General features: G+C 70.8%; 15 protein-coding genes, 1 pseudogene and 1 riboswitch. Of the genes and pseudogenes, 7 read left to right on the forward strand and 9 right to left on the reverse strand.

Annotated features, from left to right (window positions below):
* Window positions 1-319 precede the first annotated feature (319 nt).
* Together Ate02nite_RS49820 and Ate02nite_RS13600 are read left to right on the forward strand one after the other, a co-directional pair.
* Window positions 320-829 (forward strand): annotated as a pseudogene (locus Ate02nite_RS49820) (WD40 repeat domain-containing protein); the annotation flags it as partial.
* 42 nt (window positions 830-871) lie between these two features.
* Window positions 872-3,448 (forward strand): hypothetical protein, encoded by a 2,577-nt coding sequence (locus tag Ate02nite_RS13600; protein ID WP_239147378.1) that lies wholly within the window; start codon window positions 872-874, stop codon window positions 3,446-3,448.
* Here Ate02nite_RS13600 and Ate02nite_RS13605 read toward each other — a convergent pair.
* Window positions 3,443-5,332, reverse strand: a complete 1,890-nt coding sequence (locus tag Ate02nite_RS13605; protein ID WP_203805210.1) for a primary-amine oxidase — start codon at window positions 5,330-5,332, stop codon at window positions 3,443-3,445. The genes Ate02nite_RS13600 and Ate02nite_RS13605 overlap by 6 nt on opposite strands.
* A complete protein-coding gene (locus tag Ate02nite_RS13610) occupies window positions 5,329-6,795 on the reverse strand; it encodes an APC family permease (RefSeq protein WP_203805212.1) in 1,467 nt (488 codons plus the stop codon). The genes Ate02nite_RS13605 and Ate02nite_RS13610 overlap by 4 nt, the downstream gene beginning before the upstream one ends.
* A 115-nt stretch (window positions 6,796-6,910) precedes the next feature.
* On the opposite strand from Ate02nite_RS13610, the gene Ate02nite_RS13615 reads away from it, so the two are divergent.
* Window positions 6,911-7,510 (forward strand): TetR/AcrR family transcriptional regulator, encoded by a 600-nt coding sequence (locus Ate02nite_RS13615; protein WP_203805214.1) that lies wholly within the window; start codon window positions 6,911-6,913, stop codon window positions 7,508-7,510.
* On the opposite strand, the gene Ate02nite_RS13620 is transcribed toward Ate02nite_RS13615, so the two are convergent.
* Window positions 7,507-8,058, reverse strand: coding sequence for an EF-hand domain-containing protein (locus tag Ate02nite_RS13620; protein ID WP_203805216.1), 552 nt, complete (start codon window positions 8,056-8,058; stop codon window positions 7,507-7,509). The genes Ate02nite_RS13615 and Ate02nite_RS13620 overlap by 4 nt on opposite strands.
* Before the next feature lie 121 nt (window positions 8,059-8,179).
* Here Ate02nite_RS13620 and Ate02nite_RS13625 point away from each other — a divergent pair, with 121 nt between their 5' ends.
* A complete protein-coding gene (locus Ate02nite_RS13625) occupies window positions 8,180-8,452 on the forward strand; it encodes an SCO0607 family lipoprotein (protein WP_203805218.1) in 273 nt (90 codons plus the stop codon).
* A gap of 77 nt (window positions 8,453-8,529) precedes the next feature.
* Window positions 8,530-8,919 carry a ClpX C4-type zinc finger protein gene (locus tag Ate02nite_RS49980; protein ID WP_203805220.1) on the forward strand — a complete coding sequence of 130 codons (390 nt, stop codon included), beginning with the start codon at window positions 8,530-8,532 and terminating at the stop codon, window positions 8,917-8,919.
* 13 nt (window positions 8,920-8,932) lie between these two features.
* On the opposite strand, the gene Ate02nite_RS13635 is transcribed toward Ate02nite_RS49980, so the two are convergent.
* A complete protein-coding gene (locus Ate02nite_RS13635; protein WP_203805222.1) occupies window positions 8,933-10,039 on the reverse strand; it encodes an epoxide hydrolase family protein in 1,107 nt (368 codons plus the stop codon).
* 91 nt (window positions 10,040-10,130) lie between these two features.
* On the opposite strand from Ate02nite_RS13635, the gene Ate02nite_RS13640 reads away from it, so the two are divergent.
* Entirely contained in the window at window positions 10,131-10,742 is a 612-nt protein-coding gene (locus tag Ate02nite_RS13640) for a TetR/AcrR family transcriptional regulator (RefSeq protein ID WP_203805224.1), read from the forward strand.
* Window positions 10,743-10,833: 91 nt separating this feature from the next.
* On the opposite strand, the gene Ate02nite_RS13645 is transcribed toward Ate02nite_RS13640, so the two are convergent.
* The 4 genes from Ate02nite_RS13645 to Ate02nite_RS13660 all read right to left on the reverse strand — a co-directional run bounded on the left by Ate02nite_RS13645 (window position 10,834) and on the right by Ate02nite_RS13660 (window position 18,984).
* Complete coding sequence (locus Ate02nite_RS13645) at window positions 10,834-11,733, reverse strand: helix-turn-helix domain-containing protein (protein ID WP_203805226.1); 900 nt, start codon at window positions 11,731-11,733, stop codon at window positions 10,834-10,836.
* 174 nt (window positions 11,734-11,907) lie between these two features.
* Window positions 11,908-12,327: a VOC family protein gene (locus Ate02nite_RS13650; RefSeq protein ID WP_203805228.1), complete on the reverse strand. Its 420-nt coding sequence runs from the start codon at window positions 12,325-12,327 to the stop codon at window positions 11,908-11,910.
* A gap of 4 nt (window positions 12,328-12,331) precedes the next feature.
* Complete coding sequence (locus tag Ate02nite_RS13655; RefSeq protein WP_239147379.1) at window positions 12,332-17,473, reverse strand: diguanylate cyclase; 5,142 nt, start codon at window positions 17,471-17,473, stop codon at window positions 12,332-12,334.
* 77 nt (window positions 17,474-17,550) lie between these two features.
* The gene (locus Ate02nite_RS13660) at window positions 17,551-18,984 is read right to left on the reverse strand and encodes an L-serine ammonia-lyase (RefSeq protein ID WP_203805230.1); all 1,434 of its coding nucleotides are present in this window, start codon (window positions 18,982-18,984) and stop codon (window positions 17,551-17,553) included.
* 109 nt (window positions 18,985-19,093) lie between these two features.
* A riboswitch (glycine riboswitch) is annotated at window positions 19,094-19,189 on the reverse strand.
* 199 nt (window positions 19,190-19,388) lie between these two features.
* Here Ate02nite_RS13660 and Ate02nite_RS13665 point away from each other — a divergent pair.
* Complete coding sequence (locus Ate02nite_RS13665; protein WP_239147380.1) at window positions 19,389-20,363, forward strand: glutamate-cysteine ligase family protein; 975 nt, start codon at window positions 19,389-19,391, stop codon at window positions 20,361-20,363.
* A gap of 8 nt (window positions 20,364-20,371) precedes the next feature.
* On the opposite strand, the gene Ate02nite_RS13670 is transcribed toward Ate02nite_RS13665, so the two are convergent.
* Window positions 20,372-21,571, reverse strand: coding sequence for an aminotransferase class V-fold PLP-dependent enzyme (locus Ate02nite_RS13670; protein ID WP_203805233.1), 1,200 nt, complete (start codon window positions 21,569-21,571; stop codon window positions 20,372-20,374).
* Between the last annotated feature and the right edge of the window lie 26 nt (window positions 21,572-21,597).

Below are 21,597 nucleotides of genomic sequence, written 5' to 3' on the forward strand. Positions count from 1 at the left end.
AGACATCCTTACGCAGCCGCTTCCGGCCGGGGTGGAACTGCTGGCCCGGGTTCCCCTTCCGACCCTAAAGGCCCGTGACGTCGAGTTTTCGCCGGACGGCCGTTACATCGGGGTGTCAGGTCGGAACATGGTGGCCGTCTTGGACCTCAACAGCGGGCAGTCGACTCGCATCGTCGGCCCACCGAAGGATCGCCCACTGTGGATCGAGGTGGAGTCGCAGGACGGCGAGTACTGCCGACTCAGCTGGTTGCCCGACAGCCGGCGGATCGCGGTCTCGGACGGACGGCGAATCGGCGTTCTGAACCTGGAAAGCCGCGACATGATCTGGGAGGTGGACGAGGGCGGCCTCACGGGGGTAGTCGCCAGCCCGGACGGGGAGAAAATCGCTATCTTCAGAGAGACCACGATCCAGGTTCTTCGGTCCAGCGACGGCCAGCCCTTGCATCAATTCGGCGATGAGACGAAGGACCTAATTTTCGCATGGTCACCAGACGCACGGTTCCTCGCTAGCGCCAGCGGCGAGCCGTTTGAACCAGAAATCCGAATCTGGGACACCCAAACCGGCCGACTCCGCAACCACCTTGCAGGACACCACGGCTATAGCGGTGGCCTGGCGTGGTCACCACGTGGCGACCTGCTCGCCTCGGCTTCGGAGGACAAATCAGTCCGCCTGTGGGATCCGTTCAACGGCCGGCTCATCACGAGCATCGAAGTCCACACGGATGAGACGCGCGGGGTCACCTTTTCGCCGGACGGAGGCATTCTCGTCTCCGCCTCATGGGACGACAGCCTCCGGTTCTTCTCGGCCGACGATAGACGCGAACTCGCGTCCCTCCACCTCACGGCCAATCCGGATCGAAACTTTCTCGGGATGCACTTCACGGCGGACGGCAGTCGCCTAGCGCTCGGCCGGGCGAATGAGCTTCTCATCTTTCGCACGGACCTCGCCACGATCGCCCGGGGCAGCAGCGGGCTCGACACGGTGCGCTACACCACGGCGAAGCTGGTACTGGTCGGCGACTCCGGAGTCGGCAAGACCGGGCTGGGCTGGCGGCTCTCGCACGACGAATTCCGGGAGCACGAGTCCACCCACGGGCAGCAGTTCTGGGTCGTCGACAGCCTCGGCCTGACCCGGCCCGACGGCACCGAATGCGAGGCCGTCGTCTGGGACCTGGCCGGACAGCACGTCTACCGGCCGGTGCACGTCATCTTCCTGGAACGCGTCAGCCTGGCCATCCTGATGTTCGACCCGACCAACCGGCACGAGACCCTCAAGGGCGTCGACTTCTGGCTGGAGCAGCTCGCCGGTCGCGGCGAGCTGCCGCCGACCGTGCTGGTCGGCGGGCGGCAGGACCGGGGAACTTCCGTGCTCGCCCAGGCCGACCTCCGTGAGCTCTGCCAGCAACGCGGCATCGCCGGCGGCTACATCGCCACCAGCGCCAAGACCGGCGAGGGCGTGGAGGCGCTGCTCGACGCCCTCCGCGAACTGATCCCCTGGGAACAGGCCGCCGCCACGGTCACCACGGTCACTTTCAAGCGGATCAAGGACTACGTGCTCGCGCTCAAGGAGCGGGCGACCACCGGCCCGGTTCTGGTCGACTTCGACCAGCTCTTCCGCGATCTCACTGCCTCGGATCCACAGTGGCAATTCACCGCCCACGAGATGCGCGCCGCCGTCGGGCACCTGGAGAATCACGGGTTCGTCGCCATCCTGCGCAGCTCGGCCGGTCTCGAACTGGTGCTGCTGGTGCCGAGCCTGCTGCCCGACCTCGCGTCGTCGATCGTCCTGCTCGCCGACCGGCACCCGCGCGAGCTGGGTGCGATCGACGAGAGCGCGCTCCTGACCGGCGAATACTCCTTCACCGAGCTGACCGCGCTGGATCCGGACGAGCGCGAGGTGCTGATCGACGCGACCGTCGTCCGCTTCCTGCGGCACAACGTCTGCTTCCGGGAGACGCTCGGCGCCGAGACCGTGCTGATCTTCCCGAGTCTGATCCGGCAGCGCCGACCGCTGCAGGACGACGCCGAGACCGCCGACGACGTCTCCTACGTCGCTCGGGGCCGGGTCGAGAACTCTTACGCCGCTCTGGCCGTACTCCTGGGTTATTCGCAGTTCTTCACCCGCGTGACGCAGTGGCAGAACCAGACCCTGTTCGAACTGGACCGGGGGCAGATCTGCGGTCTCCGGGTCATCCAGGAGCGCGAGGGTGAGCTGGAGTTCGTGCTGTCATACAGCGCGGCCACCCCAGATCACGGCCGTCAGCTGTTCCAGGCGCTGTTCGAGAAGTTCCTGGTGCAGCGGGATGTCGACGTCACGCGGTTCACCCCGGTGAGCTGCGGTAACGGACACCGGCAGGACCGGACGGTCGTCGTGCAGCGCCGGCGGGAACGGCGCGGCTTCCTGTTCTGCAGTGAGTGCGGGGAGAAGGTGCCGCTGCCCGACGCCGACGTGGTGAGCCGGCCCGCCGCCGGGGTCCTCGAGGACGTGGCCCGGCTCGAGGGCAATGCCCACCTGCGCAGCGAGTACGAGGCCAGCCTCGCGCGGGTCAAGGCGTACGCCCGGAGTGCCGCCGCACCCCGCTGCTACCTGAGCCACGCCGGGGATGACCGGTGGGTCGACCTGTTCCGGCAGAGCCTGCGCGACGCCGGTGTCGATCTACTCGGCGGCCCGGATGAACTGCGGGACGACGACACCGTACTGATGATCTGCACGCCGGCGTATTGGTCGGCCTGGCCGACCGGCTTCGCGACCCGGCTGCGGCGCGGCAGCACTGCCCCGATCATTCCGCTGTTGGTCGACGGCGTGCCCGATGGCGACCAGCGGGCTCGGCTCGGCCGCCGCGAGGTCCGCGACTTCCGCGACCGTTCCCGGCACTTCCTGGAACTGTTCGACCTGGTCCTGACGCTGCACGGCATTCACCGGGAGAACCCGGCGTTCGCCCCGCTGCGGCGCGAGATGACCGAGCGCTGGCGGGAGGGGCTACGCACGCTGCCGGAGCCGCCGCCGGCCGTCACGCCGCAACGCGAGGTCTACGTGTCGTACGCCTGGAACGACGAGAGCAAGGCGGTCGTGACCGAGCTCGACCAGGCATTCCGGGAGCAGGGCGTCCGGATGGTGCTCGTGCTGAGATACCCCGTACCAAATAGGACAGCAGGCCCAGCGCGGCCTGGAGAAACGGCACCGCGAGGAAGGCGGCCGGCAGGCCGCCGGCGAGCAGGTGCATCCCGGTCATCACCACCGCGAGAATCAGCAGGTCGCGCCAGGCCCCCAGGTCGGTCGGCCGCCGCCACAGATGGACGCTGCAGCGGGCGCACACCAGCGCCAGCAGCAGCATCCCCACCGTCAGAATGGGCGAGTGCCGGGCGTGCTCGCCGGCCATGGCGAGGTGACCGAGGGAACCGGCCACGCCCAGCACGGCGGCGGCCCGCCCGGCAAGCCGCCTCATGAGCAGCAGTGGTCGCCGGAGCCCAGCACCGCCGGGACGTCGAGGGTCGGGTTGCGGTCGAAGAACCCGTCCGGGGAGAGGGTGAAGCCGGCGTAGTCCACGGGCATCACGGGCCAGTCCTCCAGCCGCGGGAAGTGGGTCAGGCCGAAAGTGTGCCACACCACGATGTCCTCGCCGTCGATGTCGCGGCCCGCGTTCACATAGGACGGCAGGCCGGCCCCGCCCGGATGCTGGTTGACGACCGCGCCGGCCGCCCACATCTCGTCGGGGGCGTACCGGGTGACCCACAGGCTCTTGGTCGCGAAACCCGCGCGGGCCACGGCCGACGACGACGGGTCGGCCATCAGCAGCGGCTTGCCCTCGGGATGCAGGACGTACGAGGGTGCCTGGCCCATCCGGTTCGCCGTCGTGGTGCTGGAGATCCGCCAGACTCGGCCGATCCGGTTGTCGGCCTCCCTTCCACCTTCCTGGTCAAGCCGGGTGATCGAGCGGGTCAGGGCGTTGCCCCACGGATTGGCGTCACTGACCGGGACCCGGGCGATGTCGATCTCGTCGACCGCGTTGGCCGGCCCGTCGACCATCGTGTCCAGGCGCGCGCAGAACAGGTGCTGGTGGACGGGGGCGCCGAGGCCGGGCGCGATCTCCGTGGCGTACGGATAGTCGCCGCCCGGATGACCCGAGGTGAAGACGATGCCGGTGGCCTTGGTCTCCAGGGACACCCGGCCGTCCAGGTACAGGTACCAGTAGAAGCCGTAGTCGTAGTTGCCGACCGTGACGAAGAACGAGATGACCAGGCGGCGCTGGCGGCGGGTCTCCTTGGTGCCGGCGAACATGTCGGTGTGCTTCCACAGCACGCCGAAGTCCTCCTCGTGGATGCAGATCGCGTTGCCGATCTCGCGAGCCTGCCCGAGGTCGTCGGCCACCGTCGCCGAGCGGTAGACGATCTCGCCGAGGCAGTCGCAGCCCAGTTCGAGCGAGTTGGCGAGCCGGCCGAACTGGTACTCGCCGACGTCGAAGTAGTTCTGCCAGGCGTGGGTGGGCGACGGGTCGCCGTAGTTGACGACCATCTCGCTGATCGACGCCCGGTAGAGGATCGGCCGGCCGCCGAAGCCGACCTCGTGCAGGGTGAGCCCTTCCCGGCCGTTGAAGCCGAGCCGCACACTCCACCCTTCCCAGGTGAGCACGTCCCCGTCGAGGGTGAAGCTGACCCCGTCGGGTTGAGTGATCTCGATGGGCCGCAGGGTGGTTCGTTCCGGTCCGCGTACCGCCGGATCGAGGTAGTCCCCCGACTCGGCGGGCACATTGGTGTGGCCGGTATCGATCAGGCGGAGGATCTTCCGGTTGGTCAGGTCGATGTGCGCCACGATGCCGTCGATCGGGTGCGCCCAGACCGAGTCGGTCGGGTACTCCTGCCAGAACGCGAGGGCTCGGCAGGCCCGAATCCCGACCTCGTCGTCGTAGCCGAAGACCCCGGCCGACAGGGCCACGACCTTTACCCGGGACAAGTCGGAAATGCCCCGCGCGGCCAGGGCGGCGACGTAAGCAGCGTCGGCGAGAACGATGTCCTGCGCCAGCACGAAGTCCTCGTCGAGGCTGGGCGCGACACCGTCGGTTGCCGGGTCGAGGACGCTGATCTCAATCAGTGACGGAACATCGGTGACGTCCGCGACCACCGCGGTGACCGCCCCGGTCGACAGGTCCGTCAGCAGGGCGGAAACCAGGCGCGGGAGATCATCGCGCCCGGCGAGCACGTCACTCTTGGCGGGCTCACGCAGCAGGACGTACGAGTACCGCGTCGCGTCCCCGCCGAGCCCTTCCTTCTCGACGGCGGTCCGCATCGCGTCGATCTCGGCGGCGGTCAGCGGCGCCAGGGGGTGGACAGTCATGCTGAGGCTCCTTCAGTGATCTGGCCGACCAGGCCGGCTTCGCGGGTCTCGAAGCGCAGGTCGTCCCAGAGCGATTTGTTGCGCCGCTGCACGTAGCCGGCGACCCCGGCGCCGATCAGCAGCGCCACCACCGGGGCGAGGATCAGGGTGGTGTTGAGTCCCGAGTCGGTCGACCCGGTGAGCGCGCCGATGTTGCTGATCGCGGTCCAGCCGACGATGGCCAGCCCGATCAGGGCCAGCACCGGCGCGATGACGGTGTTCCACGGCCGCCGGTCGAGTTTGGTGCGGGCGAAGAACACCACCACGGCGGCCGACGCCAGCACGAACAGCAGCATGATGCCGAGCGCGCCGGTCGACGAGATCCAGGTGAAGACCTGGGTGAGCGGGTCCCAGCCGAGCAGCAGCCACAGCCCGAGCAGCACCGCGGAGACCACGGTGACCAGCACGGAGGCGACGTACGGCGATTGGTGGACCGGATGGGTGGCGGACAGCCGTACCGGAACCAGGCGCGACCGGCCGAGCGAGTGCAGATAGCGGGCCACCACGTTGTGGAAGGAGATCGCACAGGCGAACAGGCTGGTGCAGATCAGCACGCCGATCGTGTCGGACAGCCACTGCCCGACGTAGTCGACCGCGGTGACCTGCACGAGGTCACCGGCGGCGAGGTGGTCGAGGGCGACCGCCTGCACCTGCCCGGTCCCCCACGCGCAGACCAGAAGCCAGGTGGCGAGGGTGTAGAACACCCCGATGCCGATGACCGCCGCGTAGGTGGCCCGCGGGATGGTCCGCTGCGGATCCCGCGCCTCGTCCCGGAAGATCGCGGTCGACTCGAACCCGCTGTATCCGCCGAACGCCATCATCACGCCGAGCCCGAGCGGCCCCGAGGTGACCACGGACGGTTTGAACGAGTCGAACGACACCCCGTTACGGATCACCACGGCCGCCGACAGCACGACGATGACCACGACTTCGAGCACGAGCAGAACCCCGAGCACCTTGGCCGACAGGTCGATGTCCCGGAACCCGAGGAACGCCGCGAACGCGATCGCCAGCAGTGTCCACAGCCACCACGACGTCGACGGACCACCGAGGGTGGAAATGAGGGCGGAGACCGAGAACCCGAGGTACGCGTAGATCGCGGTCTGAATGGCCAGATAGGTGAAGAGAGCCAGGAACGCGGCGGCCGACCCGAGGTGCCGGCCGAGTCCGGCGCCGACGAATGAGTAGAACGCACCGGCGTCCTTCATGTGGTGGGCCATCGTGGTGAAGCCGACCGCGAACAGCAGAAGGATGACGCCGGCGAGCAGGTAGTTGGCGGGGATGCCACCGCCGTTGGTCAGGGCGATACCGATCGGGCTGGCCATCACGACGGTGAGGGGCGCGGCCGCGGCCACGACCATGAACACGATGGCCACGGGGCCGAGACGGCCGGAGAGTCGGGGACCGGGGTGGGGGCTGGTCATTGCGGCTCCTCTTATTTTGAGCGCTGCTCAGAAAAAGATATGGAGCATGTGCTCGACAAAAATGACGGCCGTATGACGTTCCGGTAACCTAGGTCCCGCACAGAAAGGGGTCCGGGTGCCCAAGATCGTCGACCACGACCGCCGCCGCAGCGAGATCGTCGAGGCGTTCCTGGCCGTGGTGACCCGGGAGGGCCTGCCGGCCGCCAGCAGCCGGGCGATAGCCGCCGAGCTGGGCATCGGCACCGGCGCCCTGTGGCACTACTTCGACGACTTCGACGCGGTGGCGTCCGCCGCTTACCAGCGAGTCTTCGAACGCACCAACGCCCGGATAGCCGACGCCGCAGCCGGCCGCCGGGGCCTGGACGCGATCGAGGCGATGATGCGCGAGATCCTCCCGCTGGCCAAGGAAACCCTGGACGAGGCCCAGGTGGTGGTCGGTTTCTGGGGCCGCCTGGCGGCAAACGACCGCCTGGCCACCGCCGAGACCGACGTAGGCGAAATCTGGGGCACCCAGCTGAGCGGCTACCTGAGCGAGGCGATCACCGACGGCGCCCTGAGCCCCGACACCCCGGTGTCCGCCCTGGTAGACCTACTCCTGTCCATCTCCATGGGCCAACAGGTACACGTGGTCATGCGCTCCCCGCTGTCCGATCCGGCCCGACAGTGGGCCTTGATCGAAAACACCCTCCACCCCTGGCGAAACTCGGCGATCTAGCGTTCGATGTGGCCGAAGAAGAGGCTGCCGGGCGAGTCGAGCTCGGGCGAGGTGAAGAAATCCCGGATGGCACTGATGAATTCGCCGCGGCTGATCCGCCCGTCGTCATCGGTGTCCAGTTCCAGGAAGACGTTCAGCGCTTCGAGGTCCGACACACCCCACGCTTCCAGGAACACCTTGTATTCCGGCTTGCTGATGGCGTCGTCCGCGTCCGTGTCCATCACGTCGAAGATCGCCCGCGGGACCGCGTCGGCCATGGTGAACTGGCTCCGGTCGGCGCCCGCAGCCTTGTTCGCGACAACGAACTGCTCTTCCGAGAGCCGATCGACGCCGTCCACCTGCCGCAGCAGCTCCCACCAGTACTTCTGATAGGCGGCTCGCAGCGCATCGGCCCGGCGGTCCGCCGCCGGGATGCCGTACCCGTTCAGATAGCGACTGATCAGGCGCTCGTAGTCGCTCCAGTCGACAAATCCGTCCTGGTCGGTGTCGCTTGCCCCGAACAGATATCCCAGCTTCACGGCGATCGGATCATCGGCGCGGTCGGTCATGTGCCCTGGCCCTCCGCTGCATGGTTTATCGGCAATTTACCCCACGCCGAGGCACTCAGCCTGCCGCCGCGACGATGGAAGAATTCGTGGTTCGGACGGGCAGCGAGGTGGAGTGTGGAGCATGATCAAACGCCAGATTGCCGGCGCGCTGGTGGCTGCGTGCGCGGCGGCGGTGCTCGCCGGCTGCGGGTTCGATGCTATTTGCGGCGGGGATGACTATCCGGTACTGCAAGTCGGCGGGACTGGCCGGCAGTGCGTGCCGAAGAGTGACGAGCCACCGGCTGGATTCGCGCGGTTCCCCGCCGACAAGGAACCCAAGCATGTGGACGACGAGTGGGACGTCTACTGGCGCGCACACACTCTGAACGAGAGCGGAACGATCGAGGCAGCCTGAGTGCCGCTTCGAGTCTGTCAGGTGTAGCCTGACATTGTCAGGGCTTGCCTGACAGACTGCGACCGCCGGAGGAAACCGTGACCAGCGAAACGCACGCCGCCGCGACGGCCATCCAGTTGTGCTGCTCCTTCTGCGCCAAACCGAGCTCGGCCGTCGAGAAGGTGATCGCCGGCCCCGGCGTCTACATCTGCAACGAATGCGTCGAGCTGTGCAACGAGGTCCTCCGGTCCGAGCACGGCGAACCCTCCGACGCGGGCGCCGGGCTGTCCGCCTGGGAGAGCGGCATGACCGACGAACAGATCCTCGAACGGCTACCCCGGGTGGCGGCGGCCGGCGCGCAGACCGAGGCAAGCCTCCAGCGGCTGGTCACCAACCTGCGGGAGCGGAAGGTGACCTGGGCGCGCATCGGCGCGGCTCTCGGAATAGCCCGGCAGTCCGCATGGGAACGCTTCTCCGGCGAGGACTAGCACCCGCCGGGGATTATGCGGGAGGTGTGGCGGTGAAGAAGGTGTGGACGTCCTCGGCGTACAGCTTGGGCTGCTCTGCGGAGAGGAAGTTGCCGCCGGCCGGGAGTTCCGTCCAGTGGGTGACCGGCGCCTCGCGTTCCGCGTAGCGGCGGATGGTGATGTCGGTGACGCCGAGAGCTACGCCCAGCGGGACCGGCGATTTCTCTTTCGGCGCCCACGCGGTCGGGTCGTGGGCGGCCTCCCAGTACAGGTTGGCCGATGAACCGGCCGTGCCGGTGAACCAGTAGAGGCTGACGTTGGTCAGCAGCAGGTCGCGGTCGACCGGCTCGTCGGCGGCCGGGTCGGTCCACTCCTTGAATTTCTCGGCGATCCAGGCCAGCTGGCCCACCGGCGAGTCGTGCAGGCCGAACGCGAGGGTCTGCGGGCGGGTCGACTGGATGGCGTTGAAGCCCATCTTGTCGTCGCGGAACTCCTGCAGGCGGCGCAGCCGGTCCTGCTCGGCCTCGGTGAGGCCGTCGAAGTCGGACGGGTCGCCGGACGGGAACGTGATGTGGCCGTTGACGTGCACGCCGATCACCCGGGCCGGCTGCTGGCGGCCCATCTCGACCGCGATGGCGGCGCCGCCGCCGGTGCCCTGCACGCCGTAGTGGGAGTAACCGAGCCGGGCCATGATCTCGTTCAGCGCGGCCGCGCTGCGAGCCGTGGTCCACCCGGCCGAGGTCAGCGGCCCGGAGAACCCGACGCCCGGGTTGCTGACCAGGACCAGATGGAAGTGCTCGCGCAGCGCCTCGACGACCGGCAGGTAGAGCGCGAACGAACCGGGCCAGTCGTGGCTGATCAGCAGGGGCGTGGCGTCCGCGCGCAGGGAGCGGACGTGCGCGAAGTGCAGCTGCTGGCCGTCGACCTCGGTGCGGAACTGCGGCAGCGCGTTGAGCCGGCGCTCGGCGGCCCGCCAGTCGAACTCGCCGGCCCAGTAGCGGGCGAGCGCGCGAAGGTAGTCGACCGGGACGCCGCGGCTCCAGCCCTGGCCGGGGATCTCGCTGCCCCAGCGGGTGCGGGCCAGCCGGTCGCGCAGATCGTCGATGTCAGCCTGCGGGATGGCGATGCGGAACTCTTCCATCGTTGGTCTCCCCGAACTCCGGAACGGAATGCTTCGTTCCGTTTTAGGTTAGCAGAGCGGAACGATCCGTTCCACTGCTAAATTGGCCGGCATGACGACGGCAGGACGAACGCGGCAGGCCGCACGCAACAACGAGGTCATCCTGGCGGCGGCGCGCGAGGTCTTCCTGGCCGACAAGCGGGCGCCCATCTCGGCCGTCGCCGAGCGGGCCGGGGTGGGGATCAGCGCGCTCTACCGGCGGTACGCGTCCAAGGAGGACATGCTGCGCACGCTCTGCCACGACGGTCTGCAGCGATTCATCGCCGAGGCCGAGCAGGCAATGGCGATCCCCGGCGACTGGGCAGCGTTCGAGCAGTTCGTGCGCGGCGTGGTCGACGCCGACGTGCACTCGCTGACCGTGCACCTGGCCGGCACGTTCCCACCCGACGAGCAGCTGACCGCCGACGCGACCCGAGCCAACATCCTGGCCGAGGCCCTGTTCGACCGGGCGCGACAGGACATGCGGCCGGGCGCGGTGCCCGCCGACCTCACCATGCTGCTGGAGATGTGCGCGGCCGCCCGGGTCCCGGACCCCGAGCGCACCCGCGAGCTACGCGGCCGCTACCTGACAATGCTGCTGGACGGCCTGCGCCGAGGCGGCGAACTACCCGGCCCCGCGCCAACCGTCGAAGAGCTGAACTGGCGCTGGATCAGCACGCCCTAGCCGAGGTCGCCGCCTGTCCGCCGAACAGGGAACACCGCCGTGCGCCCGATCACCGCATCGGGCGCGCTGCGAGAGATCGGCGCGCGCCCGGTCACCGCACCGGCTGAACGATCTCCGTCTCCCACGTCGCCGGGTCCGGGTGGTCGCCAGGATCGGTCAGGTAGGTCTCCCAGGGCGCTCCCGCCGCGGACAGTCCCTGGTCACGCATCCACTTCTCGACCTGCTGATAGGACTCGGGCAGGCCGTCGTAGGGTCCGCGATGGATGGTCACCGCCGCCCGACCGGCCGGGATGACGAGCGCCTCGATCCCGTCGTCCAGCGGCGTCGACGGAGGCTCGGCGATGGTGATGCCACCCTCGATGACGAGTGAGCCCATCCCCACCTCGGGGTAGCGGGCGAACGGCGGCCCGGCGATGGCCAGCCCGTTCCGCTGGGCGTAGTCGAACACCGCCGGCAGACACTCACCGAGCGCGGCAGCGATCTCGTCCCGGGTAACCCGGCGGCGCATCACGAGGGCATGGATGGTGGGCAGGTCACGTACCGAGATGTCCAGCGGCACAGCGGGTTTCCTCTCGATGATGCTGATCCGGTAGAGGCTGATGCAGGGTGCCGCCGAACGCACCGCCGAGGCGTGCACGGCGGCGATGTGCCGCCCGGCCACGTGCAGCCCGCGGGCGCGGTAGCTCTGCGGACTGCGACCGAGGTGGCGGGTAAAGGTCCGGGTAAAGACCTCGTGACTGCCAAACCCGTGGTCAAACGCGATCACCGACACCCGACGGTCACCGGCCAGCAGGTCCCCCGCGGCCCGAGCCAGCCGAACCCGAGTCGTGTACGCCTTCGGCGTCTGCCCGGTCAGCTGCCGAAGCCGCCGGTGCAGATCAAAACGCGACCGATGCGCCCACCGCGCGAGGGCCGGCAGCGAGACGTCCTCCCCCAGCCGAGAGTTGACGACGGCAAGGAGTTGAAGCAGCTCCCGGTTACGCAACGACACGCCCGGACGCTATCAACCAGCCGACCCCAACGTTTGACCCTTCTTGCGCTACAACGCCGCCCGGCCAGGCACACCCAATCGCACGATCCCACCTCGCGGACGACGCTTCCACACCGCCCGGCCACCGCCGGCCCACGACGAAACGGGCCGGTCGAGAGGCCGGCGCGCTGGGGGTCAGCCGACGAAGATGCAGAACAGGTGGCCGTCGGGGTCGGCGTACACGCGTAGGGGTTCTTCTTTGTCTTCGCTTCGGTCGTAGCGCAAGGTTGCGCCCAGCTCCAGCGCCCGGTCGTGCTGGTGGTCCAGCTCCGTTACCGAGTCGACTGCGGTGTCCAAGTGGTACTGCTGCGGGACTTCGGCCTCGGGCCACGTCGTCCGGGGGAACGGGTCGGTCTGCTGGAAGGCCAGCTGAGGGCCGCCGCCCGGACTGCGTAGCACCAGCCAGTCCTGGCCGTTCTCGTCCGGGTCGCCGGGGGCCGGCGGCTCGTCGCCTGGGCGGTAAGTGAGGCCGAACATCTTTCGGTAGAACTCGGCCAGGCTGCGGGCGTCCGTGCTGTCCAGGACGACCTGCCGGATGGTGGGATATGTCGTCATCCGGTCAGGAAACCACAACCCGGTTCCGGCCGCCCTCCTTGGCGCGGTAGAGCGCGTGGTCGGCCCGGGCCAGCAACTGGTCCAGGGACGCATCCGCCGGGTCCAGGTGGGCCAGGCCCACGCTGATGGTTACCGTCAGCGCGCCGGCCTGGGTCGGGATCGGCTCGTCGCCCACCGCCTGGCGCATCCGCTCGGCCAGGTCTGATGCCTGGCCCTCGTGGTCGGGCAGGACCACGGCGAATTCCTCGCCGCCATAACGGCCCAGCACGTCGGAATGCCGGATGCTGGCTCGGACCCGGGTGGCCACGGCGCGGATCACCTCGTCGCCGACACCATGGCCGTACGTGTCGTTGATGTTCTTGAACTTGTCTATGTCCAGCATGGCGGCGGCCAGGACCCGGTCGCCTCGGGCCGAGGCCTCCACCAGGGCGCCGGCGATGGCGTAGAAGTGCCGGCGGTTGTGCTGGCCGGTCAGCTCGTCCATGGTGGCCAGCTCCTGCACCCGGCTGAACAGGCACGCGTTGAGGTAGGCGCTCATGCCCTGGGTGGCCAGCGCGGACGCTACCTGGATGGCACCGTCGCCGAAGCCGTCGGCTCCCAGGATCGCTATCCCGGCCCGGCCGTCGCGATGTTGCAACGGCACGGCCAGCAGCGCCGACGCACCGCCCAGCAGCGCGGCCAGTTCCTCGTTGACGATCAGCGCCGGCTCCTCCCCCACCACTACCGGCGCCGGCAGCGGGCCGCCCAGCACCGCGGGATCGGCCTTGCCGGTGGCCTCCACCACCGTGGTGCCGTCCGCGCTGAGCAGCAGGCCGCCGGCCGCGTCCAGGTGGTCGGCGAGCATGCCGAACAGGGTGCGCAGCAGCTGGACCGGGATGTGGATGCCGCTGAGCTCGGCCAGGCTGGCCCGCAGCATCTCGGCGAACGCCTGCTGCTGCTGGGCCGAGCGCACGGCCAGGTGCAGCTGGGCGGCCCGGGCGGTCTCCAGGGACACCGCCACGTGGCTGGTCACGCTGTTGAGCACCTCGACGTCGTCGTCGGTGAAGATGCCCCGGGCCAGGCGGCTGTCCAGGTAGACGACGCCGAGCAGGTTGCCCTTGAACCGGACCGGCACGACCATGATGCTGCGCAGGCCGTGCTGGACCGCGCTGCGCGATCCTAGGGCGGCGCCGTGCTCGGTGCCGGTGACCACCACGGCCTCGCCGTCGGCGGCTACCCGCCGCACCAGCGAGGAGCCGTAGTCGGTGGTCTCGGCCAGGTCGGTGCCGCCGGCCGTGCGGCCGGCGAACTGCACCGGCTGCCCGGCCTCGTCGAGCAGGAAGAACAGTGCGCGTTCGGCGCCGAGGATGCGCAGCATCTCGTCCAGGGTGACCCGGGCCAACTCCTGCGGGTCGAGGACGGTCGCCGCGGCCGTGCTGATCTGCTGCAGCGCGTCGAGGCGGCGGTCCCGGCCGGCGCCGCGCCGGTCGACCACGGTGTGCCGGTTGGTGGCGGCGCCCTCCTCGGCGCCGAACTCGGCGCGGGCCTGGCGGCGGCGCGACTCCCAGCCGTGGTGGGTGGCCAGCGCCAGGGCCAGCCGGGCCTGCCGGTCCGACTCGTTGACCTGGCCCAGCTGCCGGAACGCGCGGGCCCGGAACCGGGCCACCTCGAAGTGGATGAGCGGCGCGTCGGCCGCGCGGGCCACGTGCTCGGCCTTGTCGCTCCACTCGACGGCCTTGCCGGGCTCGCCGCCCATCTGGGCGAGAGCGGCCTCGCCGATCAGGTAGGCGGCGGCCAGGATCGGCGACGCCTTGCGGACCCGGTGCAGGTCGGCGACGGCGGCCCGGGCGGCCGCGAGCCGGGCCGGGCGCTGCTCGTCGGTGGCCATCCGTAGCTGGGCCATCCGGCCGTGCGACTGCCACGCGTAGAACAGCTTGTGCTGGGTCATCATGTCGCGCACCCGCAGGCCGAGGTCGTGCCACTCGGCGATCAGCGCCTCGAACGGCTCGCCGAACTCGCCCTGTTCGACCAGCGCGCAGGCGTTGGCGACAAGCATGTGGGCCAGCTGCACCTTGGGCGTGGTCTTCCACGGTAGGTGCGCGCGCAGGTCGGCCAGGGCGGTGACGGCGTCGCCGTGCCGGCCCTGCATGGCCGGGATCATCACCGACAGCATCGCGAACGAGGTGCCGCGCACCAGGGTCGGGTCGGAGAGCCAGCGCAGGCCACGTTCGTACTCGGCCTGGCTCTGGTCGATGTAACCGCGCAGCAGCATCCGGATGCCGATGGTCGCGAAACCGGGAATCAGCTGGGCCGGGCCGTACCAGCGGGCGTTGCGGGTGATGGTCTCCTCGAAGGAGCTGCCGTCGTCGTGGCCGCCGAACAGCCAGGCGCACCCGTGCATCCACTCGACGTACGCGGCCAGGGCCGGGTCGCCGATCTGCTCGGCCACCGCGGCGGCCCGGGCGAACAGCCGGTCGGCGGTGCCGCGCAGCTTGAGCACCGAGGCGACGTAGCCGACCAGGCAGTAGACCCGGACGTACTCCGGGCTGGGGCCGAGGCGGTTGACGGCGTACATCGCACGCATTCCGAGGACGCCAGCCTCGCGCAGCCGCAGGCCGACCGCGGCGGCATAGCCGCCGGCATCCAAAACCGCGGCCAGGGCGGCAAGATCGTCGCGGCGCCGGCCCTTCGCTTTGCCAAATCCCCATCCGGTACGGCGGACGAGCCCGCCGGCAATACCGATGCCCAGGGTGGACGCGACCAGCCCGAACCCGTTGCGCGGCAGCGGGCGGCGCAGCTCGGCGAGCGCACCGCCGGCCGCCTCCAGGGCTTTCTGGTCGTCCCAGACGGTGTGGTGCAGCTCGATCGTGGTGGTGCGCAGCCGGGCCCGGACCCGCCGGTCGGGTTCGCCGGCCATCGCGGTGTCCAGGGTGGTGCCGGCCTCGGCGAACCGGGCCGCCCGCAGGTAGGCGAGGGCGAGCGGGTGCAGCACCGCCGAACCCGGCGACGGGTCCAGCGTGAACGCGTCCTCGAGGTAGCCGATCGCCTCGGCCGGGGCCATGTCGTCGAGGGCCCGCAGCCCGGCCGCGAGCGCGCTGCGCCGGCGCCGCTCGGGGTCGATGGCGTCGCCGGCCCGCCGGTGGTGGCGGGCGACCGCGTAGACGTGGTCGGCGTCGCGCAGGTGCTCGGGCAGGCCTTCGAGGGCATCCGCGATGGCCGCGTGCAGCCGGCACAGCCGATCCTCGCCGACCCCGTCGAGCAGCGCCTCGCGCAGCATCGGGTGCATGAAGACGAACCAGCCGCCGGGCCGGGCCTCGACCACCCGGCGTTCCACCGCGGCGGCCACCGCGGACACCACCGCGTCGGTGCCGCCACCCGCCGCGACAAGCGTCTCGGTGCGGAACCGGGGTCCGGCCACGGCCGCGGTGACCAGGAAGTCCCGGTCGCCGTCGGTGAGCGTGGCCAGCCGGGAGGCGAGCAGGGCGCGGACGTCCTCGGCGGCGGGCAGCGCGTCGGCGCCGGTCACGTCGAAGTGCCAGGTGCCCCAGAGCGGGGTGAGCAGGCCGGCGTCGAGCAGCCGCAGCAGGTAGGTGACCACGGCCAGCGGCGACCCGTCGGTGCGGCCGGCCACGTGCGCGGTCAGCTCGGCCGGGACGACCGCGCCGGGCAGCCGGGACGCGACGAGCGCCTCGACCTCGGCCGGCTCCAGCGGCGCGCAGTCGAGCTCGAGGTCGGCGCCCGCCTCGGTCGGGATGCCGGCGCCGTCCCGCTCGGTCAGCACCAGCAGCAGCGGCAGCCGGGGCAGCTCGGGCAGCAGCCGGGCCAGGACGGCCCGGCTGCCCGGGTCGAGCCAGTGCGCGTCGTCGCAGACCAGCAGCAGGCCGTGGTTGTTGCGGGCCAGCTCGGCCAGGAAGGTGGCGACCGCGCCGAACAGGTGGTCGTCGCGGGCCTCGACGGTGGTGCGGGCGGCCTCGCCGAGCAGTTCGCCGAGCCGGCCGGTGAGCCGGGCGACCAGGACCGGCCCGGCCACCGTGGCGGCGTCCCGGATCCGCTTCTCGGCCTCGGCCCGGAGGCCGGGCGGGAGCAAGGCGACGGCCTGCAGGTAGTCCTCGACCGCGGTGCGCAGCGGGGCCAGCGGCAGCGCCTCGTCCTCCTGGCAGGTGGCCCGCAGGACGGGTGCGTCGACGGCGAGTGCGGCGGCCTCCTCGGCCAGCCGGGTCCGGCCGGAACCACCCGGACCGCGGATGACGGCGACGCCACCGCGGCCGGTGCGGGCCCGGCGCCAGCGGTCGACCAGGCCCTCCCGCTCGGTCAGCCGGCCGCACATCGGCCAGCGGGTGACGGCCGGCTGGGCCGCGACCTCGCCGCCCGGGCAGGCGCGCAGGGCGGCCAGCAGCGCGGCGGCGTCCGGGTAGCGGTCGTCCGGGTCCTTGGCCAGCAGCCGGGTCACCACGGCGGCGAGCGCCGGGTCGGCCTCGGTGACCTCGGGCACCGGTGCGGTCAGGTGCAGCCGCAACAGCTGACCCACGTCCTCGGCCTCGAACGGCACCCGGCCGGTGAGGCACTCGAACAGGACCACGCCCAGTGAATAAAGGTCGGACCGGCCGTCGACCGGGCGCTTGAGCATGCCGGACTGCTCCGGCGAGGTGTACAGGAAGGTGCCGACCGCCCGGTCGGCCGCGGCCTCCGGGTCGGCGCCGACCATGGCCAGCCCGAAATCGATCAGCTTGGCGTTGCCGTCCGGGGACATCATGATGTTGCCGGGCTTGACGTCCCGGTGCACCAGGCCGACCCGGTGCACCGCGGCCAGACCGCGGGCCAGCTGGGCGGCCAGCTCGACCACCCGCTCGGCTTTGAGCGGGCCGAGCGAGAGCTGATCGGCCAGGGAGCCGCCCGGGATGTACTCCAGGACCATGGCGGGCGCGCCCAGGTGCCGGCCGGCGGCCAGGATGTGCGGCACGCTCGGGTCGTCGACGCAGGCCAGCAGGGCGGCCTCGCGGTGGAACGCGAAGAGCAGGCCGGGGTCGGCGGCGCTGTCCGGGTTGGGCCGCTTGAGAGCGTACGTGGCGTGGTCACGACGGGCGCGGTGCACCGTGGTGAACGCGCCCCGGCCCAACTCGTCGCCGACGACCAGGCCGGTGAGGTCCGCTGCCTGGATCTCAGTCACTACCATCACTCCGCTGCTCCTGGGGGTTCCTGGCTCCCATCGGCAGCGGCCGGGCCAACCTGACAGTTGCTAGCGGCTCAGCACTCGACCACGGTCACGGCGAGGCCGCCCAGCGAGGTCTCCTTGTACTTGGTCGACATGTCCCGGCCGGTCTCCCGCATCGTCGCGATCGCCATGTCCAGGCTGACCCGGTGGACGCCGTCGCCGCGCAGCGCCAGCCGGGCCGCGTTGATCGCCTTCACGCTCGCGATCGCGTTGCGTTCGATGCACGGCACCTGCACCAGGCCACCGACGGGGTCGCAGGTCAGGCCGAGGCTGTGCTCGAGGGCGATCTCGGCGGCGTTCTCGACCTGTTCCGGCGTACCGCCAAGAATTTCGCACAGGCCGGCGGCGGCCATCGCGGCCGCCGAACCCACCTCGCCCTGACAACCGACCTCGGCACCGGAGATCGAGGCGGCGCCCTTGATCAGGATGCCGACGGCGGCCGCGGTCAGCAGGAAACGCACCACGCCGTCGTCGGTCGCGCCCGGCACGAACTGCCGGTAGTAGTGCAGCACCGCCGGGATGATGCCGGCCGCGCCGTTGGTCGGGGCGGTGACCACCCGGCCGCCGGCCGCGTTCTCCTCGTTGACGGCCAGGGCGTACAGGTTGACCCAGTCGATGACGTGCAGCGGGTCGTCCCGGTCGGGCATCGCGGTCAGGTCGCGGAACAGGGCCGGGGCCCGGCGGCGGACCTTCAAACCCCCGGGGAGTACGCCCTCCGGGGCGTGCAGGCCGCGCTCGACGCAGCCGCGCATGACCGCCCAGATGTCCAGCAGGCCGTCCCGGATCTCGTCCTCGGTGCGCTCGGCTCGCTCGTTGGCCCGCATGATCTCGGAGATCGCCATTCCGTGCTGCGCGCAGGCCGCGAGCAGGTCGTCGCCGGTCGCGAAGGGGTGGGCCGGCGCCCTGACCGTGCCCGTTTCCCGGCCCGGCGCCGGGACGCCGGCGTTCGCCACCGCCTGGCCGTCGCCCACTCTCGGGACGTCTTCGATCGCCGTATTTTCCCGAAGTTCTTCCTCCGTCCGGAGAAACCCACCACCTACCGAATAGTACGTCCTAGCTGATATTTCGGATTTTTCGTCCCAGGCGGTGAAGATCATGCCATTGGGGTGGTACGGGAGGCTTCGGCGGCGATGCAGGACCATTTCGAACGGGACCTGGCGCTTGCCGGCCAGCAGGACCGTGCCGCTCTCCTGGATCGCGGCGACCCGGTCGGCGATGGTGGTGGTGTCGACGGTGGCCGGGTCCTCGTCCTCCAGGCCCAGCAGCACGGCGGAGTCGGAGTGGTGACCGCGGCCGGTGGCGCCCAGCGAGCCGAACAACTCGACCTTGATCGCGACGGCGTGCGGGAACTCGGCGGCGAAGAGGCGGGCGGCGCGCATCGGTCCCACGGTGTGTGAGGACGACGGGCCGATCCCGATGGAGTAGAGGTCGAAGGCGCTGACCGGCACGACAAGGCTCCCCTGCATAGGGTGGCCTCCCCGCTCTGTCATGGGTACCTGAGAGCTTCGCCGCCCGGTTTCGGACGGTTTGCACCGTGGGTGCGGGACCACGTCGTCCCGACTTTCCAGAGACGCCTGCCATGCGACGGTAACGGGTGCCTGAGAGATTCCCGGGGAGGATTTGCTCCTTCGGCGCCCCGGCCGGAGCCGGGGACTCTCCCGCCGCGGTTCGTGCGGCGCGATCTTCAGTTGTGGTTCCTTCAGTGGTGGTTCCTGAGAGTGACAGTAGCTTTCGCGGGCGTCAACCCGCTTAATCATCCCCGAAGGGACAATTAACTCGCCGCCGATGGCCCGAACGGCCTATTCCTATCTCGCAGATAGGAATGCTATCTTGGCGTCTCCCGGACGAGCCGACCCGAGCGGGGCGCCACGTGACACAGTTGACCGAGCAGGCCGCCGAGCTGCTCATCGCCGAACGGGCGTTCGCGCCCGCGCCGCCCGGCTTCGTCGGAGCCGCGGTGGACGTCCCGGCGGCTTCCCCGCCGGATTCCCGCACCCGGCTGCGCCACGGTTACCTCGCTGCCCGCTCGGCGCGTGTTGCGGTGGTGAGCGGGCCGCCCTCCCCCGGCCTGACCAACTGCCTGGACCGGATGGCCGAAGACCTCGCGTTGGCTCGCCCTCTGGTCGCCGCTCCCGGCGGGCCGGTTGCCGGCGGTGCCGGGATTCGGATCGCGCTTGAGGCCGGCCTGGAGGGTGGTGGTCCGCTCGGCCTTGTCCGTCGGTGGCAGCTCGCGCACACGCTGGCTCCGGTGCTGGCCGCGGCGTTCGCCAACACGCCCGGCGGCGGGTGGCGCAGCGCGCGGCAGGCGGCCCGGCGGCACCTCCCGGTCCTGCCTCTCGGGGCGCCCCGGGAGGCCTGGGTGGCCTACGCGATGGAGGCCCCCGATTCGCACGGCCGCAGCGTGCGCGCCCGCTTCCGGGAGGGTGCGGCGCCGACGGCGGCGGAGCTGGACCGGCACCTGGAATCGCTGCGCCCGCCGGTGGGCGCCCGCGGCCACCTGGAGATCGACGTGGCCGACCACCAGCCCGGCGACGGCTGGCGGGTGCCCGTCGCCATCGCCGCCGCCCTGCTCGACGACCCGCAGGCCGCACTGGACGCGACGGCCGCGACCGCCCACCTGGCCCGCGAGTCCGGATTGTGGGAACGGGCCGCTCGGGAGGCCCTCACCGACCCGGTGCTGGCGGCCGCGGCGCGGGATTGCTTCATCGCCGCTTACGCGGCACTGGCCCGCCAGGGCGCCCCGCGGTCACTGCGCGACGCCATCGCCGAGTTCACCGAGCGTTACGTGCTGCGCGGCCGCACCCCCGCCGACGACATCCTGGACCGCTCCGCCGCCCAGGCCTGACGGGGTGTTTACCTGAGCACTGCGTGCAGGGCGGCCAGGAGGCTGTCGATGTCGGCGGGGGTGGTGCCCAGGCCGAAGCTGGCGCGTAGCAGGCCGCCCTCGCAGCCGTTGTTGCCGGTGGCGCCGGTCAGGCGGCGGACCAGGGGGTGCGCGCAGAACAGGCCCGCGCGGACGCCGATGCCGAAGTCGTCGGCCAGGCGGGTCGCCACGCCGGACGGGTCGCGGCCGGGCAGGGCGATCGAGACGATTCCCACGCGCGGCCGCCATGGTCCGAAGATGCTCACCTCGGACGCACCCGGCACGTACCGCAGGCCGTCGCGCAGCTGTGCGAGCAACTGCTGCTCACGGTCGTGCAGCGCGGTCCGGTCGGTCGCCGCCAGCGCTGCGCATACCGCCGCGAGGGACACCGCGCCCAGCAGGTTGGGCGTGCCGCCCTCGTGCCTTGCCGGGCCGGTCTGCCAGCGCACGTCGCCGACCTCGTTGCCGACTGCCGCGCTTGCTCCGCCGCCGGCCAGGTAAGGCGGCGCCGCGTCCAGCCAGTCGGCGCGACCGGCCAGCACGCCGGCGCCGAACGGGGCATAGAGCTTGTGCCCGGACAGCGCCACGTAGTCGGCGTCGATCTCGCGCAGGTCGATCGCCAGGTGCGGGGCGAGCTGCGCGGCGTCGACCACGATGCGGGCGCCGTGCGCGTGTGCCACCTCGGCCAGGGCGCGCACCGGCCAGACCTCGCCGGTCACGTTGCTGGCGCCGGTCACGGCCAGCAGCACCGGGCCACCGCGTAGGTCGCTGAGGGCTCGGTCGACGGCTGCTACCGCTTCCTCGGGGGTGGCGGGGGCGGGCAGGCGCAGCTGGTTCGGCCAGGGCAGCAGGTTGGCGTGGTGCTCGCCGTCGAAGACGACCGTCGTCGTGCCGGGCGGCAGGGCGCGGGCCAGCAGGTTGAGGGCGTCCGTCGTGTTGCGGGTGAAGACGACCTGGTCGCCGGGGCGACAGCCGAGGAAGTCGGCGATCACGTCGCGGGCTCGCTCGTACTCCAGGGTGGACGTCTGGGAGCGCGGGCCGGTGCCGCGGTGGACGCTGCCGTAGCTCGGCAGCAGGGCGTTGACCGCGTCGGCGGCGGCGCGCACGCAGGGGGCGGTGGCCGCGTAGTCGAGGTGTACGAAACCGGCGCCGATCACGTCGAGGTCGGCGGACTGGACAGCAAGGGACATGGCAAAGCTCCGCGAGGGTCGGGGAC

It is taken from the genome of Paractinoplanes tereljensis (assembly GCF_016862435.1).
Classification (GTDB): domain Bacteria; phylum Actinomycetota; class Actinomycetes; order Mycobacteriales; family Micromonosporaceae; genus Actinoplanes; species Actinoplanes tereljensis.